Origin of the sequence: Nitrosomonas aestuarii, assembly GCF_003046585.1 — a bacterium.
Classification (GTDB): domain Bacteria; phylum Pseudomonadota; class Gammaproteobacteria; order Burkholderiales; family Nitrosomonadaceae; genus Nitrosomonas; species Nitrosomonas aestuarii.
Genome location: NZ_QAAE01000001.1, coordinates 55976 through 71805, shown reverse-complemented (window position 1 = coordinate 71805; position 15830 = coordinate 55976). Strand labels below are relative to the sequence as shown.

Annotated in this window: 11 protein-coding genes; 3 read left to right on the top strand and 8 right to left on the bottom strand. The window is 45.2% G+C overall.

Annotated features, from left to right (window positions below):
* Window positions 1-74: 74 nt before the first annotated feature.
* From C8R11_RS00385 to C8R11_RS00350, 8 genes are all read right to left on the bottom strand, one after another.
* Window positions 75-3611, bottom strand: a complete 3537-nt coding sequence (locus C8R11_RS00385) for an FAD-dependent oxidoreductase (RefSeq protein WP_107793984.1) — start codon at window positions 3609-3611, stop codon at window positions 75-77.
* Between the two features lie 427 nt (window positions 3612-4038).
* The gene (gene cysN / locus C8R11_RS00380) at window positions 4039-5322 is read right to left on the bottom strand and encodes a sulfate adenylyltransferase subunit CysN (RefSeq protein ID WP_107793983.1); all 1284 of its coding nucleotides are present in this window, start codon (window positions 5320-5322) and stop codon (window positions 4039-4041) included.
* A gap of 134 nt (window positions 5323-5456) precedes the next feature.
* Entirely contained in the window at window positions 5457-6362 is a 906-nt protein-coding gene (gene cysD / locus C8R11_RS00375) for a sulfate adenylyltransferase subunit CysD (RefSeq protein ID WP_107793982.1), read from the bottom strand.
* 84 nt (window positions 6363-6446) lie between these two features.
* A complete protein-coding gene (locus C8R11_RS00370; RefSeq protein ID WP_107793981.1) occupies window positions 6447-7154 on the bottom strand; it encodes a phosphoadenylyl-sulfate reductase in 708 nt (235 codons plus the stop codon).
* A 3-nt stretch (window positions 7155-7157) separates the two neighbouring features.
* Window positions 7158-7679 (bottom strand): DUF934 domain-containing protein, encoded by a 522-nt coding sequence (locus C8R11_RS00365; protein ID WP_219908506.1) that lies wholly within the window; start codon window positions 7677-7679, stop codon window positions 7158-7160.
* A 5-nt stretch (window positions 7680-7684) separates the two neighbouring features.
* The gene (locus tag C8R11_RS00360) at window positions 7685-9433 is read right to left on the bottom strand and encodes a nitrite/sulfite reductase (protein ID WP_107793979.1); all 1749 of its coding nucleotides are present in this window, start codon (window positions 9431-9433) and stop codon (window positions 7685-7687) included.
* Window positions 9434-9554: 121 nt separating this feature from the next.
* Window positions 9555-9785 carry a hypothetical protein gene (locus C8R11_RS00355; RefSeq protein WP_090697887.1) on the bottom strand — a complete coding sequence of 77 codons (231 nt, stop codon included), beginning with the start codon at window positions 9783-9785 and terminating at the stop codon, window positions 9555-9557.
* Window positions 9786-9980: 195 nt separating this feature from the next.
* Entirely contained in the window at window positions 9981-10757 is a 777-nt protein-coding gene (locus C8R11_RS00350) for a sulfite exporter TauE/SafE family protein (RefSeq protein ID WP_107793978.1), read from the bottom strand.
* A 122-nt stretch (window positions 10758-10879) separates the two neighbouring features.
* Here C8R11_RS00350 and cysB point away from each other — a divergent pair, with 122 nt between their 5' ends.
* From cysB to C8R11_RS00335, 3 genes are all read left to right on the top strand, one after another.
* Window positions 10880-11809: an HTH-type transcriptional regulator CysB gene (gene cysB, locus C8R11_RS00345; protein ID WP_107793977.1), complete on the top strand. Its 930-nt coding sequence runs from the start codon at window positions 10880-10882 to the stop codon at window positions 11807-11809.
* 439 nt (window positions 11810-12248) lie between these two features.
* Window positions 12249-13346: a PepSY-associated TM helix domain-containing protein gene (locus tag C8R11_RS00340; protein ID WP_219908504.1), complete on the top strand. Its 1098-nt coding sequence runs from the start codon at window positions 12249-12251 to the stop codon at window positions 13344-13346.
* Window positions 13347-13637: 291 nt separating this feature from the next.
* Complete coding sequence (locus tag C8R11_RS00335) at window positions 13638-15728, top strand: TonB-dependent receptor (protein ID WP_107793975.1); 2091 nt, start codon at window positions 13638-13640, stop codon at window positions 15726-15728.
* Window positions 15729-15830: the final 102 nt, after the last annotated feature.

Here is a 15830-nt window from a genome sequence, read left to right as displayed (position 1 = left end):
CGCTTGTTTTTGTCTAGCACCTGGCACTGCCTGCCTCGAAAACATTTTCTAACGGCCTTTAAAGGCCGAAGCTTTTACACCTTATCAAGACAGCGAACAATCCAACGGCTGGTTAATTTTTCCTGTGCGCTATTTTGCCGCAGGCGTGATGCCAGACCTGCAAAATCGACCTGATCCAAAGGTTGATCCTGATTAAAGCATGAAAATACATAAGTAATTTCTCCGGTAACAGGATCTTTATGTGGCTGCAGACATTGCGCACAGATTTCTTTCATCATGCATTGCATCGGTGAATTAATCGAGCCTATCGCAAAATGCTCCGCTTTTAAATACGGCTTTAACTGGTTATGCCGTGCCGCACCCACTGCAGCCATCATACGATCGGAACCAATTGCAATAATACGATCAGCTTCTATAAGCGGAACAGACTGCTCGCCCAGCTGGCCGCTTCCATAAGCCGTCATTGCTTCCACAATATTACCCACAAATTGCTTATCACCCGGTCGCGTCGGCTCAAATCCCGGTGCTTCATCGCAACACCATATCACCGTATCTGCGGCTGCTTCAATTTCTGTTACTTTATAGCGGTCCACCAGCTTCTTATAACCCGCGAAATAAAGTACTTTAGACCCTGCAGCACGCGCTGCAGCACCAATGGAAAACAGAACCGCATTACCTAATCCGCCGCCAACAAGCACCACTGTCTCGCCGGGTTCAATTTCAGTCGGCGTACCTGTTGGACCCATTAATATGACCGGATCACCCGGTTTCAGCGTAGCGCATAAATCTGCAGATCCGCCCATTTCCAATGCAATCAATGATACCAATCCACGTGAAACATCTACTGAAGCACCTGTTAACGCGATACCTTCCATTGCCAGACGGGTGTCGTTTGAAATGGGTGCAAGTGCAGCGTAATTCTGAAAGCGATAAAACTGTCCTGGATGAAAACGTTCTGCAGCTAAAGGTGCATGCACCACTACTTCGATAATATTCGGTGTCAGTCTCTCAACTTTATGTACTGTCGGTCGCAATTGACTATTGAAGTCAGCAAAAAATTGTTTGGCAGTTTTTTCAGAAGCTGATCCAATCCGCTCAAGTACCCGACAAACAACGGGATAACCTAGCTTCGCACTGGACATGGCTTTCACGACATTACCTGAATAGGATGGGTGCAGGTCACCGAAGAAACTGATAAAGCGGCCGTCCTGCGCATTCCTAAAGCGGGCCAACAGAACGGATGCGCCCGACTTGGGATTGCCATATTCAGGCACCACCATATTCCCCATCTCATCACAAGAGGCAAAATAGCGGCCATCAAGCTTGTAGATTTCCGCATCTTCCCGCGCCAGCACTGTATTCGGTTGCGTGCCCGCAGCTACCAAAAGCGCATGTGCGGGCAGCTCCACTTCGCCTGTTTTCTGCCATTGCCCTGTCTCATCGCGCTTTTGTACCATAAACTGCACAGACTGCACATGTTCCCATTGATCAATATTGATACGCACAGGTGTCAGACCTTCGGCAAAACTGATACCTTCCTCCAGTGCTTTCTCGACTTCTTCATGGTTTAATGTATAGGATGGACTGTCCACCAGACGTTTGCGATAAGCAATCGTAGCTCCCCCCCAGGACTGCAGTAACGACAAAATATCTGGCTCCCGCCCTTCCTGCTCGGCGGCTTTCCGTTCTGCACGAATAACGCGCGCATGCTTTAGAAACTCGTCCGCAATTTCTGTTTCTTCTGCATCCCAAATTGCACGAATTGTTTCCTCGCCTTGTACGGCGGTCAGCACTTCATATCGTTGCAGAAATTTTTCAACCTGCACTGGATAATAGGCCAATGCTTCTGTCGCAGTATCAATTGCCGTCAAACCACCGCCTATCACAATTACCGGTAATCGCAGCTGCATATTGGCAATCGAATCACTTTGCGCTGCACCGGATAATTGTAACGCCATCAAGAAATCAGAAGCGGCGCGTACCCCGCGCGCAAGTCCATTCGGCAAATTCAGCACCGTGGGTTTACCCGCACCTGCTGCCAGGGCGATGTGATCAAAGCCCATAGCAAACGCATCATCGGTTGTCAGTGTACCGCCAAAGCGCACACCGCCGAATAACGCAAACTGTTCCCTGCGTTCGAGTAACAAACGAATCAGCTTGAGGAAGTTTTTATTCCAACGTACAGTAATGCCATATTCTGCAACGCCACCAAAACCACTTGGCATCCGCTCATCCAGATTTTCTTCCAGTTCGCTGGCATACCGAATCGCCTGAAACGGCACACGTTCACCACGCATATTGACACCGGAAATATACTCCGGTAATGGCTCAATCTTGAGTCCATCAATACCCACAACAGTATGCCCTTCGTTCATTAGATGATGCGCAAGCGTATAACCGGCCGGCCCCATACCGACAACCAATACTTTCTTACCTGTCAATGGCTTAGGAACGGGTCGCTGCAAGTTTAATGGATTCCAGCGTGTCAGTAGGCTGTATATTTCATAACCCCACGGCAGTGCCAGCACATCTTTCAAGGTGCGTGTTTCCGCTTGGGGAATATCAACAGGATCCTGTTTCTGATAAATACAGGATTTCATGCAGTCATTACAAATACGGTGTCCCGTGCCTGCGCACATCGGATTATCCAGTGCAATCATGGCCAGGCTGCCTATCGAAACACCTTGTGATTTTAGCATCTGAAATTCCGAGATACGTTCCTCAAGCGGACAGCCGGCAAGCAACGCGCCCAATTCGCTTTTTTTGAAGGCAGGCACTTCATCCGGCGATTTGGCTTTTTCTTTCAAACCTTTTGAACATGAATCCTTACCCTGTTCATGACACCAGATACAGTAATTTGTCTCATCCAGCGCGCCTACCAGATCAGTACCCTCGTCGGTCAGAGCAAACCCTTTTCGCTGCCTTAGGTGACCAAGTTGGTGTAATGGAAAACCTTTTGATTCGTCGGTTTCCAAAGACAATAAATTTTGGAAATCAAGCTTTGCCGGTGATTTGAACAAAACACCAGCTTGTGTATGCGCTTGACCCTCCTGCGTTCTTAGCGCCCATGCAGCATAATGCAGCGCCATTTTCAAACGTTTCTCATGACCTGTTTCATCTTCCATCCACTGCGCCACTCTGGTAGCAAAAACCAATTCGGAGAAAGGTTCACCAAATTCAGCAGCCAGTTCTTTTTCCAATGCCAGACCATCAATTCCAGCCAATTCATCTGCACTGACTTTTCCTCTGGCCCGGCGCTGAACAAACTGCCGTTTACAAAAGTACAGTGGTGCGAGTTCATGATGTTTCGCAGCCAGTGCCTTGACTTCGGTCTCAATATTAAATAGCTGCGCAATAAAATCTTCTAGCCAGGGTGCGATTTCAATCAGCAATGCCGACTCATCTTTTGGCAGTAACGACTCTGATTGATTGCGAACCATACGCAATTTTTCATACACTGCTTCGTTGCCTTCGCGAAGAAAATTCAGAAAAGCCTGGTCAATCTTGAGTAACCCTTCCCGCTTGTATAAATCCGGCGTAGAGATATTAAATTGATAATTAGGTGAAGTATCAGCCAACTGGTCGTGGGATGTTAAATCCAAATTTGTCATAGATTAGTTAAAATTAAATTTTAAAGATAAAATAGTAAATTATTTATGCGTAAATATTGAGTGACAGGAAACTTTCAGAAGCATGGGATTGCCTCATTGCCATCACAAAAGAGCCGGCAAAACAGTTTATTCAATTCTCTTTTACACGCCCACGCTGAGCCTTGTGACGAAACCTCCTGTGAACGCTGTATCCATATTCCAAGCTGATGAAATCCAGCTTAAGGAATTGATCAATCTGATTCTCAGCGTACACCAACATGTATGATCCAGTGATTTCTCACCTGGCCTTGCCAACCGGCACCATACACTTGCTCGATGCAATGTTATTTTGTATGGAAAAACCACCTGCGATATAAGATAAAGTTACACGCGCTGCGATTTTGAAAACAATTTATTAATAAATATAATACTTATTGTGCTTATACGGTTAATTTGTCGCAGCACAAATCATGCCCGCCGCCACCGTATTATTGCTGCTCTCATCTATGACGATAAAGCAACCTGTTGCACGGTTACGTTGATAATCATCGCAAATCAAGGACTGTTGTACTTTAAAACCTACATGCGCAATATCATTCATTGTTAAAACGTCTGTTTGTTCATGATCCATTGTATTCACATCAACGCGATAATCAATACGACTGACTACCGCCTTGACAACGCGTGTAGTATGTTTGACCAGATACTTTCGACCTGGATCTAGCGGTTGTTCAGAAAGCCAACATAACATTGCATCAAACACTTTAGTCACCTGGGGCAAATCGCCTGTCTTTATCAGAACATCTCCACGTGAAATATCGAGGTGGTCTTCAATTGTTAGCGTAACAGACTGTGGCGCATCGGCTTCTTCAATATTACCTTCATATAACACAATTTCCTTGATGCGGGAGTGAAGCCCGGAAGGCAGCACCGTCACTGCATCGCCGACGCTAATTGAGCCCGATTCAATACGGCCCATATATCCTCTAAAATCATGTAACTCTTTAGTCTGTGGCCGACAAACCCACTGTACCGGGAACCGGAAATCCTCACGATTGACATCATGACTAATAGAGATATTTTCCAATAAATCCATTAGGGTCGTGCCTTTATACCAGTTCAAATGATTACCACGTTCGACAACCATGTCGCCAAGCAGGGCGGACATGGGAATAAAATCGACATGTCTCAGATCAAGCCGCTCAGCAAAAGCAGAAAAATCCTTGCAAATCGCATCAAATACCGATTGAGAATAATCCACCAGATCCATTTTGTTGACAGCCACAACCAGGTGCGGAATACCCACCAGACTGGCAAGATAGGCATGGCGTCTTGATTGAGTCAGCACTCCTTTGCGCGCATCAATCAGAATGACCGCCAGATTTGCTGTTGAAGCCCCGGTGACCATGTTGCGTGTATACTGCTCATGCCCGGGCGTATCCGCAATAATGAACTTGCGCTTAGGCGTTGCAAAGTAACGATACGCCACATCAATAGTAATACCTTGCTCGCGCTCAGCCTGCAATCCATCTGTCAGCAAGGATAAATCCACACCCTCCATACCGCGCTTGCGTGTGGTATTGGTAATCGAGCTCAATTGATCCTCGAAAATAGATTTTGAATCATGCAATAAACGGCCAATCAACGTGCTTTTACCATCGTCCACACTGCCTGCGGTAATAAAGCGCAACAATTCGGTCTGATCAAGCGAAATTTTTTCAATTTCAGACATTTGGATCCTTTCTAGAAATTCATGTCACCGCAAAAAAACAAATTTCTTGTAACTGATAGTTGGGAAATATTTGAATTGACTGAAAGCGGTGTTTTTTCTGTCAACAAAACCTACCCGCAAGAAATGTGAAAATGCTAGAAATAGCCCTCTTTCTTGCGCAATTCCATGGAAGCATCAGAAGTCTGATCATCCATACGTGTAGCGCCACGCTCGGTAATCCGTGTCAATGCTGTCTCGGCAATGATATCCTCGACGCTGGCCGCATTCGAAGCAACAGGACAGGTGCAGCTCATATCACCGACTGTGCGAAAACGTACGACTACTTTTTCAGCCTGTTCACCTGCGCCTGGCTGAACCAGATGAGAAACCGGCAACAGACCCGCGTCTCGCCGGATCACTTCCCGCTCATGCGCGAAATAAATGACCGGCACCTCGAGTTTCTCGCGTGCGATGTATTCCCAGACATCCAATTCAGTCCAGTTACTAATTGGAAAAACCCGAATATTCTCGCCCGGATGTGTTCGGGTGTTATATAAATCCCATAATTCAGGACGCTGGTTCTTAGGATCCCACTGACCAAACTCGTCACGAAAGGAAAAAATCCGTTCCTTGGCACGCGCTTTTTCTTCATCACGGCGCGCACCGCCGATACAGGCATCAAAACCGAATTCAGCAATCGCATCAAGCAGTGTCACCGACTGAAATGCATTGCGGCTTTGTGTTTCTGAACGCAACACCACCCTGCCTTTTTTAATGGAGTCCTCCATACTGCGCACAATTAGACGCTCACCCAATTCCTTGGCACGATGATCACGAAATGCGATCACTTCCGGAAAATTGTGCTCTGTATCGATATGCATTAGTGGAAACGGAAACCGTCCAGGTCGAAAAGCTTTCTCAGCCAGACGTAACAACACAATAGAATCCTTACCACCCGAAAACAACAGTACCGGATTGGCACATTCTGCAGCCACCTCTCGCATGATATGGACGGACTCACTCTCCAATGCATCAAGATGGGTGAAGGGACGATTACTCATACATTTTTTCTCTCTCTACTCGCAAAAACTTCAACAGGTATTGTTATCTGTTGATAACACCATCATTATCCGCACGTTATAGCTTTATTTCAGTGGAATAACATTATTCGTATGCAAACCACACTCTTTATTTTCCGGCGTTTCCCACCACCAGCGTCCAGAGCGGATATCTTCGCCCGGCGTAATTGCACGCGTACAAGGTGCACAACCTATACTGGGATAAAAATTATCATGTAGTTTGTTATAAGGCACTTCATATTTTTTGAGATAACCCCAAACATCGTCATGGGTCCATTCAAGCAGCGGATTCACCTTCTGCATGCGGTTTTCGATATCGTAAGAAGACACTTTCAAATCCACGCGCGTAGCCGCCTGCTCGCGCCGGATGCCCGTTACCCAGGCACGTTTGCCAAATAAAGCGCGCCGCAATGGTTCAACTTTACGCATATGACAACAAGCCTTGCGTAATTCGATGCTTTCATAAAACCCATTTACGCCATTTTTTGCAACGTATGCTTCGACCTGTTTGACATTTGGAAAATAAATACGCAGAGGTGTTTGATAACGATCACGTACTATCTGCATTAAATCATAGGTTTCTTGAGGCAAACGCCCGGTATCCAAACTAAACATTTCAATATCAAGCTTGTAGCGGTCAATCAGATCGGTCAATACCATATCTTCTGCACCCAGGCTGTTGGCAAAAGCTACCGGCGCATATTCATGTACGGTTTCAGTAAGCACTGAAACAACTTCTGCAATTTTCGATGTTAAATCTTCATTTTCAGCCATTTGCTATACCGACGAGGATTTACTCTGCCGCTGGGTACGCCTAAACAGAGGTTGTTTCTGGTCAAAAGAAGTTTGGTAGACTTCAGAAAAATCTTCAAATCCTTTTAACGCATCGTGAATATCACGATCCGCCCGTGGCGCAAATGCATCAAAACCAACACGCTGCATATAAAAAAGCTGATCACGCAAAACATCGCCTATCGCCCGTAACTCACCTACATACCCGAGACGCGCTCTCAAATTATAGGCAATTGAATATCCACGTCCATCTGAAAATTTTGGAAAGTCTACTGCAATAACCTGAAATTTCTGCACGTCTCCCTTCAAATCTTCAGGTCGTTCATCGCTGGCAAACCAGACACCCAATTCACCACGCTGCTGCAATTTGTCACGCTGCGCTAGCCAGACTTTAAGTGGCACAATCACTTTGCCATCATGCACAGTAACCTTTTCTGCCGTTTCCTGATCGCTTAACCGCAAAACTTGCCAGCTATCTTCTACGAGTGTTTTATTTTTTATAATCATAATGATTAAAACCTTGGAGAATAAAAAGGAACCACATATTCTGCAGGCGTAACAGACCTCTCGCCATCACTGCTTTGACCCGGTTCATCTTCATAATCCATCGAGTAAACATGTTCTTTAAACGGTTGATGCCCGATCCGACGCACCGTATCGATAAAACGTTCACCTTCGTCGATTCGTTCACGCAGATAAACCTGCAGAATACGTTCGATTGCCTGAGGAACCTGAAAAAAAGTAAAGGAGGGTCCCAGAATTTTACCAATAGAACAATCGTTTCCTTCAGCACCACCAATCGCTATCTGATACCACTCTTCGTGATTCTTTTTTTCAACGCCGGTTACACCAATATTACCGATATGATTCTGCCCGCACGCATTCATACAACCTGAAATATTTAGCGTTATTTCACCGATGTCATGCTGGAAGTCAAGACTCTCAAAACGCTCGGCAATCAGCTTCGCTAACGGAATTGAACGTGCATTCGCCAATGTACAAAATTCGGCGCCGGGACAGCTTATCATATCTGTCAACAAGCCAATATTCGGCGAGGCCAGTTCCAGTTTATTGACTTCCTGCCAAAGTTCGACCAAATCGGATTGTTTGACATCTGCAAAAACAACATTCTGCTTATGCGTGATACGCATTTCGCCAAAACTATAACGATCCGCCAAGTCTGCAATCGCGTCCATTTGCACATCGGTTACATCACCCGGTGCATTACCCGGTTTTTTCACAGATAAAACGACTATCGCATAACCCGGCACACGATGCGGTTTCACATTGCGCAACATCCAGTTGGAAAAATTGCGGTTATCCACCTTGAATTCATTCAGCTTTGAATCATGATCAGGCAGTATTTCATAATTCGGGTCGGTAAAAAAACTGGCCATACGCGCCACTTCTTCAGCAGTCAGCGTGCCCGGTCCATCTTTAATATCAGCCCAGTCTGCCTCAACCAGACGCCTGAACTCATCAATCCCTAAAGCTTTTACCAGAATTTTAATACGTGCTTTAAATTTATTATCGCGTCTGCCAAACTGATTGTAGATACGCAAGATCGATTCGACATAGGTCAAAATATGCTGCCACGGTACAAATTCACATATTTCGTTGCCAACAATCGGTGTACGTCCAAGACCGCCACCGACCAGTACCCGGAAGCCTACTTCGCCCTGTGCATTTTTGGTAACGGACAAACCAATATCATGCGCAAGAATAGCAGCACGATCCTCCTTGCCCCCACTGATAGCTATTTTGAATTTACGCGGCAAATAGGCGAATTCCGGATGAAAAGTACTCCACTGACGCAAGATCTCGGCAAATGGGCGAGGATCAACCACTTCATCCTGTGCCACACCGGCATATTCGTCAGAAGTAATATTGCGTATGCAATTACCGGATGTCTGGATAGCGTGCATTTGTACAGAAGCCAGATCCGTCAGAATATCGGGGGTATCTTCGAGTTTAATCCAGTTGAACTGGATATTCTGACGCGTAGTAAAGTGACCATAACTACGATCATATTTACGCGCAATGTGCGCAAACATCCGCATCTGTCTTGAAGAAATCATGCCATAGGGCACAGCAATACGTAGCATATAAGCATGCACTTGCATGTATAATCCGTTTTGCAATCTGAGTGGTAGAAACTCTGTTTCAGTCAATTCGTTTCCTAAGCGCCGACGCACTTGATCGCGGTATTGCGCAACACGTTCATCAACAATTTTTTGATCATACTCATCGTAGCAATACATAATTTATAACCTCCGTTTATTCATCCCATCATCTGGTCAGGCCACTCAGATTGTTCGGCCATATACACCATATTCCAACAGGAATACCCATTAAGTATAGCAATTTCTCTCGACTGACAATTCAAGATTCAGCTTTGGTGTAATCTTTGGAAACAGGTAGCAACAATGCCGCATCCAACGGGAACTTGGCGCCATACTTCATAATATGATCTACATCATCGTCTTCATCATGTCTTAATGCCATGCCGATGTATGCAAAATCACCCTTCTCACCTACTACAACGCCAATCCGTCCGCCACAACCATTAAACCAGGTAACCTGTTTCGGTTTATTTTCTACATTTGTACTCATAAAAATCAATCCTTTCTTTCGTACTTATTGATCTTAAAAATCACTAAAGTCACTCAGAGCCATAACTAAATTTACAATGCTGAACAGATTTCTTCGATCTCAAGTCTGTCTGATTCAAACTTTTTTAACCAATTATAAAACAACTATGGCATACACCTTAATGTGCATTGCCCTTTTAAACTGCATGGCTTTTTATCAAATTAGCTTGATACCAATCAGAATAAGCACCGTTGACAACACCGGGCGCAACAAACGGTCCGGTATGCGTTTACTGACATGACTGCCTATATATATGCCTGGCAGAGAACCCACTAACAAACTTGCCAGTAAGCTATAATCCACTGTACCCATATAGGCATGCCCCAAACCTGCCACCAGCGTCAATGGCACAGCATGGGCAATATCACTGCCCACCAGGGTCACCGCCGGGAGACGCGGATACAGCATAAACAAAACGACCATACCCAAAGCACCCGCACCGACTGATGAGATAGTGACAAGCACACCCAGAACAAAGCCGGTAATGACCGTGGCAGATACAATATGCTGATCCCGCCATTCTACCAAAAAACCAAAATGCGCCCTGCCCAAGCGCGTTAATTGCTGGCGAAATAATAGTGCCATTGCAGTTAAAATCAACGCAATACCGAGTGTGCTGGTTATCAGATTAGAAAAAAGTGCATTATCAACACTAATCGCATTTAAAACCAGAATTGTGATAAAAGCCGCTGGCACACTGCCCAGCGCCAAGCGCCCAACCAGTCCCCAATGCACTGTTTTCTGACGGCCATGCACCCAGGCACCGCCCGCTTTTGTCAAGGCAGCATAAAGCAAATCTGTTCCCACCGCAGTGGCCGGTGAAACACCAAACACCATAATCAATAGTGGCGTCATCAAGGAACCGCCACCAACGCCGGTCACACCAACGATAAATCCAACGACCAATCCCGATAACGTATAACCCCATTCCATTCACTATCCTAATTATTATTTTCAAAACTTTGGGAAGGCGGCATGATAACAACATCTCTATATAATTCAAAATAATATTGTGTTAGATTATTATAACTAAATATTATTTGGATGAATTGCATATGAAACTACAACAGTTACGTTACCTTTGCGAAGCCGATAATCAAAAACTCAACCTGTCAAAGGCCGCGCAAAAATTGCACACGTCCCAGCCTGCAATTAGCAAACAAATACAACTGCTTGAGGATGAGCTGGGAGTACCCATTTTTATTCGAAACGGAAAACGGTTAATTCAAGTGACACCACCTGGACAAATCATCATTCAAATTGCGCGCAAAATATTACAGGAAGCAGAGAATCTGAAAAAAGCCGCACAGGAATATACGCATGAAGGCAGAGGAACATTGACCATCGCCACTACACACACTCAGGCGCGCTATGCGCTGCCGCCTGTTATCAAACGTTTCACAGCACTTCACCCAAAAGTCCGGCTCATTTTACGTCAAGGCAGTCCTGTTCAAATTTCATCGCTGGTTACTTCCGGCGAGGCAGATATCGCTATTGCAACCGAGGCAATTGAACATTTTCACGAATTAATCATGCTGCCATGCTATCAATGGAACAGATGTGTTGTCGTACCACCCGATCACCCGCTATTGCATGAAAAAAAACTCTCACTGGAAGCGATCAGCCAATACCCTATTATTACTTATGACTTTGCTTTTACCGGCCGGTCAAAAATAAATCAGGCATTTGAGAAAAAAGGATTGACACCCAATGTCGTTTTAACCGCAATTGATTCGGATGTGATTAAAACTTATGTGGAACTAGGCCTTGGCATTGGCATACTGGCAAAAATGGCTTTTGACCCGCAACGTGACGAACAGCTTCGCGCTATTGATGCAAGCCACCTATTCGAGCCTAGTACAACACGCATCGGAATTAGTCGCACCAGCTATTTACAGCAATTTGTTTTTGATTTTATAGAGATGTTTGCACCACATCTGAACCGCGCCAGCATTCAAACAGAATTGAAAAACCATACAGTTTAATCACCCACTTCGCGCACACAGCTTCATGAAATCCTGGTGCGTTGAAAGTTTAGCCATGTAGTTCAATTGCCGCAGACAGCCCGATATAGAAATTGAAGTTTTCGCAGTGATTAACTGTCGCCATTTTCTGATCATCATTCAAACAATACGCTCCCACACGACATATTGCATTTATTAATAATAATCATTATCATTAGCATTATTATCAAAAATAACTTAATGATTAAAGTGCTATCAATATCACCAACTACCGCGGTTCTTTTACACTACAAGCCCGTCGCATCAACGATGAGGAGATTTTCTTTGAGTTAGATAATTTGTTACTCGCGCCGTGAATTTCTCACAACCACCCAGCTGCATCACCTTGCAAGCCGAATAAAACATGCTGTTTTAAAAAACTTATACGACTATTTTTATTATTAATTGGAAAGGACATCACTTGTTACAAAAAATACATTTGTGGGTCGGAATTGTTATCGGTGCAATTTTTAGTCTGTCAGGATTAACGGGAAGTATTCTCGTTTTCGATGATGAACTGGACGTCTACTTTAATTCCAACCTCTGGCACGTCAATCCGCAACCCGAACCTGTCCGGTTGGACGAAGCAACTGATAAGGTTCGGATCGAATTTCCAAATCACACCCTGTTACTGGCTCGTTTGCCACGAGAACCACACCGCAGCATCGAATATTGGATAGAAAATGATAAAGTGATACAGCTTGTATACGTTAACCCATGGAGTCTGGAGATCCTCGGCAAGCGTGATGAGCACGCTGGTCTATTAGGTTTTCTGCATGATTTTCATGTACACCTACTGGCAGGCGATAACGGATTGCTTGTTAACGGATTCATAGGAATAGTCTTATTGCTAACAGTTTTAACCGGATTATGGCTGGCATGGCCAGGCTGGCGGAAACTATTAAATGCACTGCGCATACCTCGTAAAGAGTCTCGATTAGCGCGATGGTTTGCGCTGCATCGCTCAGTTGGATTGATTTCAATGATATTGCTTTTTACTGCTGCGCTGACAGGCACCGCTATGGTTTTCTACAAACAAACCAACGCTGCGCTGATCGCGGTTTTTGGTGGTCCAGGACTACCCGAACCGCCGCTAATTGAAATTGCAGCACCGCAAGTCACACCTATTACACCCAGTGAACTACTGAAGACTGCCGAGTCTACTGTACCTGATGCGCAGGCGACCTGGTTGCGATTTCCAAGCCATCCGCAAGCACCTTTTGTTGTCAGACTGAAACATCCGGAAAATTCGCATCCAAATGGCACAAGTTATGTCGCATTAAATACTGTGACGGGCGAAGTGTTGATGAATCATGATGCTAAATATAGCGGGACTGGTCAACAAATTGCAGATCTAAAATACCCTTTACATATTGGAACCGCTGCAGGGTTGCCGGGCCGTTTACTGATGTTTGCAGCAGGACTGGCCCCATCTCTATTGTTTGTTACTGGCCTGTATACCTGGTGGTATCGGCGGCAGAAACCGCAGGCGAAATTCACAAAGGCACGGCTAACATGATGAAATATATAACCTGCGAAATATTTCATCATTTGAGACAAAGCAAGCACAGTTCAATACAAATTGCAAAATGGAATCAGCCGTTAACAACCGATTATTAGCAAGGCCTAAAAAATAGAATCGATCTTCTTGAGCCAATAGCTCAAACCAGCGATTTTTTTAAAAATACCACAAGTAGCAGTATCAAAAATAACGATGAATGTAATTCGATACATCCAATAAATTTTATATTTATTGAATGCTAATCATTATTGCTTAGTTTATTTTTCTCATTATTATATTAAAACTAAAATGACAACAATATTTAATTTAATCTACAGATGGCATCGCATGTTACCCGTTCAACTATTGTTGATTGGAGGCACATTATCCAACCAACTTTTCGCGCAGGACACATCTGGCCGCAATAGCGCTATGGAACCAGTCGTTGTCACGGCCACGCGGACTGAAACGCCCGTCTCGGAAACAACCCGTTCAGTGACCGTGATATCCAATAAAGATATTCAGCAACAAGCGGCATTTGCACGTAATTTAAGTGATGTTTTGGCCAAAACCGTACCTGGGCTGGGACCCAGCACGGAAGCACTTTCATCGTTCGGCCAGACGCTGCGTGGTCGTGATTACCTGGTGTTAATCGATGGTATTCCGCAGTCAACTGCCCTTCGCACATCCAGTCGTGATCTGAATACCATTGATGTCGATGCGATTGAACGTATCGAGGTTGTGCGGGGCGGCACTGCCGCTTATGGTTTTGGCGCAGCCGGTGGCCTGATTAACATTATTACCAAGCACGCCTCCAAGAAGTTGAGAGAAGGTTTTTCAAAAGGCGGCATACGTTTCTCAACACAGCATTTTGATGACTCAATTATGTGGGAGACAACACATCGGATTTCCGGTACACGGGACAATATGGATTATCTGGTGTCCGGTACATACGGTGAACGTGGCCAATTTTTTGATGCGAGCGGTGATCGTATTGCCCCCGATCCAATTGGCGTGCAGGGCGGACTGGCCGACACCAATACCTTTAATATTCTCGGGAAATTGGGTTTTAATTTTGACAATGACCGGCAGCGTGTGCAATTCACTGTTAACCATTTTAATATCAGACAGGACACCAACTATACATTCGGCCTCGGAGATCCGGCGAATGGCATCAAAACTCCGGCGGTGCGCGGTCAATTTAATCCATTTAATCCCGGGACAAAAAACACACTTGTGGGTGTTGACTATATCAATAAAAACTTTTTTGGCAGCCATGTTTCTCTGAAAGGCTATTATGGCGATCAGATCGCGCGCTTTGCCAAATTTCCAGGGTTTGCACAAACTGAAGTCAGGGCTGAAAAATTTGGCAGCCGGTTAACGATTAACACCCCCATTACCATTAAAAATTACGAGTTCAGTGCAATCTGGGGTCTGGATTATCTGCGCGATCAGGTGGTTCAGGCAGGACTTGATGGACCAACAGTCGTGCCTTTCATGCGACAAGATGCGCTTGCAGGATTTTTAGAGCTTGAATTACCGATTAGCGACTATGCGATATTGCGGGGCGGCGTCCGTCAGGAAGCCATCTCTGTCGACATTTCAAATGTAATCAATCGCGGTGGAAACAGCGTCAGCGGTGATGAGGTGGATTATAACAACACATTGTTTAATGGCAGTGCAGTTGTATTCATTACGGACTACCTTGAGCTCTACGGCGGCTATTCCCAGAGTTTTTCTATTGCGGATATCGGACGTGCAATCAGAGACGCAAATGCGGCAATTTCCAGCGCCGGTCAGCTGGCCTCCGAAGCAGCAAAGGTCGATAACTTCGAACTGGGCCTGCGCGGCCGCTATGGACCTGTGCAGGCGTCAGTAGTGGGTTTCTACAGCGACTCGAATAATGGCACTACCTTTAACAAAGACCTGAGCATCATTAAGCTACCCGAACGTATCTGGGGCGTTGAAGGCGAATTGTCTTATCAGGTGAATGAACAAGTAAATGTTGGCGGCACCGCAAGCTGGGCGGAAGGCGAGATGGACCTGGATAATGACGGCAAGTTTGATGAAGATTTACCGAATACCCGAATTTCGCCAGTGAAGTTATCAGGTTTTCTCGAATATAGCCCGTTAAGCTGGTGGCAAAACCGAATGCAGGCATTATATATCGGTGACCGAACACCCAATTCAACACAATTTGGCGGGCTGCCTGTAGATGATTATGTCATTGTCGACCTGACATCAAGTATTGCAGTAGGGCCAGGACATTTTACTGTTGCCGTCAAAAATCTGTTAAATGAAAATTATTTTCCATTAGTCAGTCAGGCTTCGGGTACGCCTTATGGTTTTGCCACGGGCCCGGGACGTATCGTCGGTTTTACTTACGCATTCAACTGGTAACAACAGTGACACATTCTATAGATTCAGAACAATCCAGCAAGACGATTGTTGGACGCACACACATACAGCAATTTAATCCAAAAAGAACAAGGTGTTATATAT

Bases quoted from the DNA above. Each gene is read 5' to 3' on its own strand.
- cysD (WP_107793982.1), bottom strand. From the start codon at position 6,362: ATGAGTAATCGTCCCTTCACCCATCTTGATGCATTGGAGAGTGAGTCC.
- cysN (WP_107793983.1), bottom strand. From the start codon at position 5,322: ATGTCTGAAATTGAAAAAATTTCGCTTGATCAGACCGAATTGTTGCGC.
- C8R11_RS00360 (WP_107793979.1), bottom strand. From the start codon at position 9,433: ATGTATTGCTACGATGAGTATGATCAAAAAATTGTTGATGAACGTGTT.
- C8R11_RS00355 (WP_090697887.1), bottom strand. From the start codon at position 9,785: ATGAGTACAAATGTAGAAAATAAACCGAAACAGGTTACCTGGTTTAAT.
- C8R11_RS00335 (WP_107793975.1), top strand. From the start codon at position 13,638: ATGACAACAATATTTAATTTAATCTACAGATGGCATCGCATGTTACCC.
- C8R11_RS00370 (WP_107793981.1), bottom strand. From the start codon at position 7,154: ATGGCTGAAAATGAAGATTTAACATCGAAAATTGCAGAAGTTGTTTCA.
- C8R11_RS00385 (WP_107793984.1), bottom strand. From the start codon at position 3,611: ATGACAAATTTGGATTTAACATCCCACGACCAGTTGGCTGATACTTCA.
- cysB (WP_107793977.1), top strand. From the start codon at position 10,880: ATGAAACTACAACAGTTACGTTACCTTTGCGAAGCCGATAATCAAAAA.
- C8R11_RS00350 (WP_107793978.1), bottom strand. From the start codon at position 10,757: ATGGAATGGGGTTATACGTTATCGGGATTGGTCGTTGGATTTATCGTT.
- C8R11_RS00365 (WP_219908506.1), bottom strand. From the start codon at position 7,679: ATGATTATAAAAAATAAAACACTCGTAGAAGATAGCTGGCAAGTTTTG.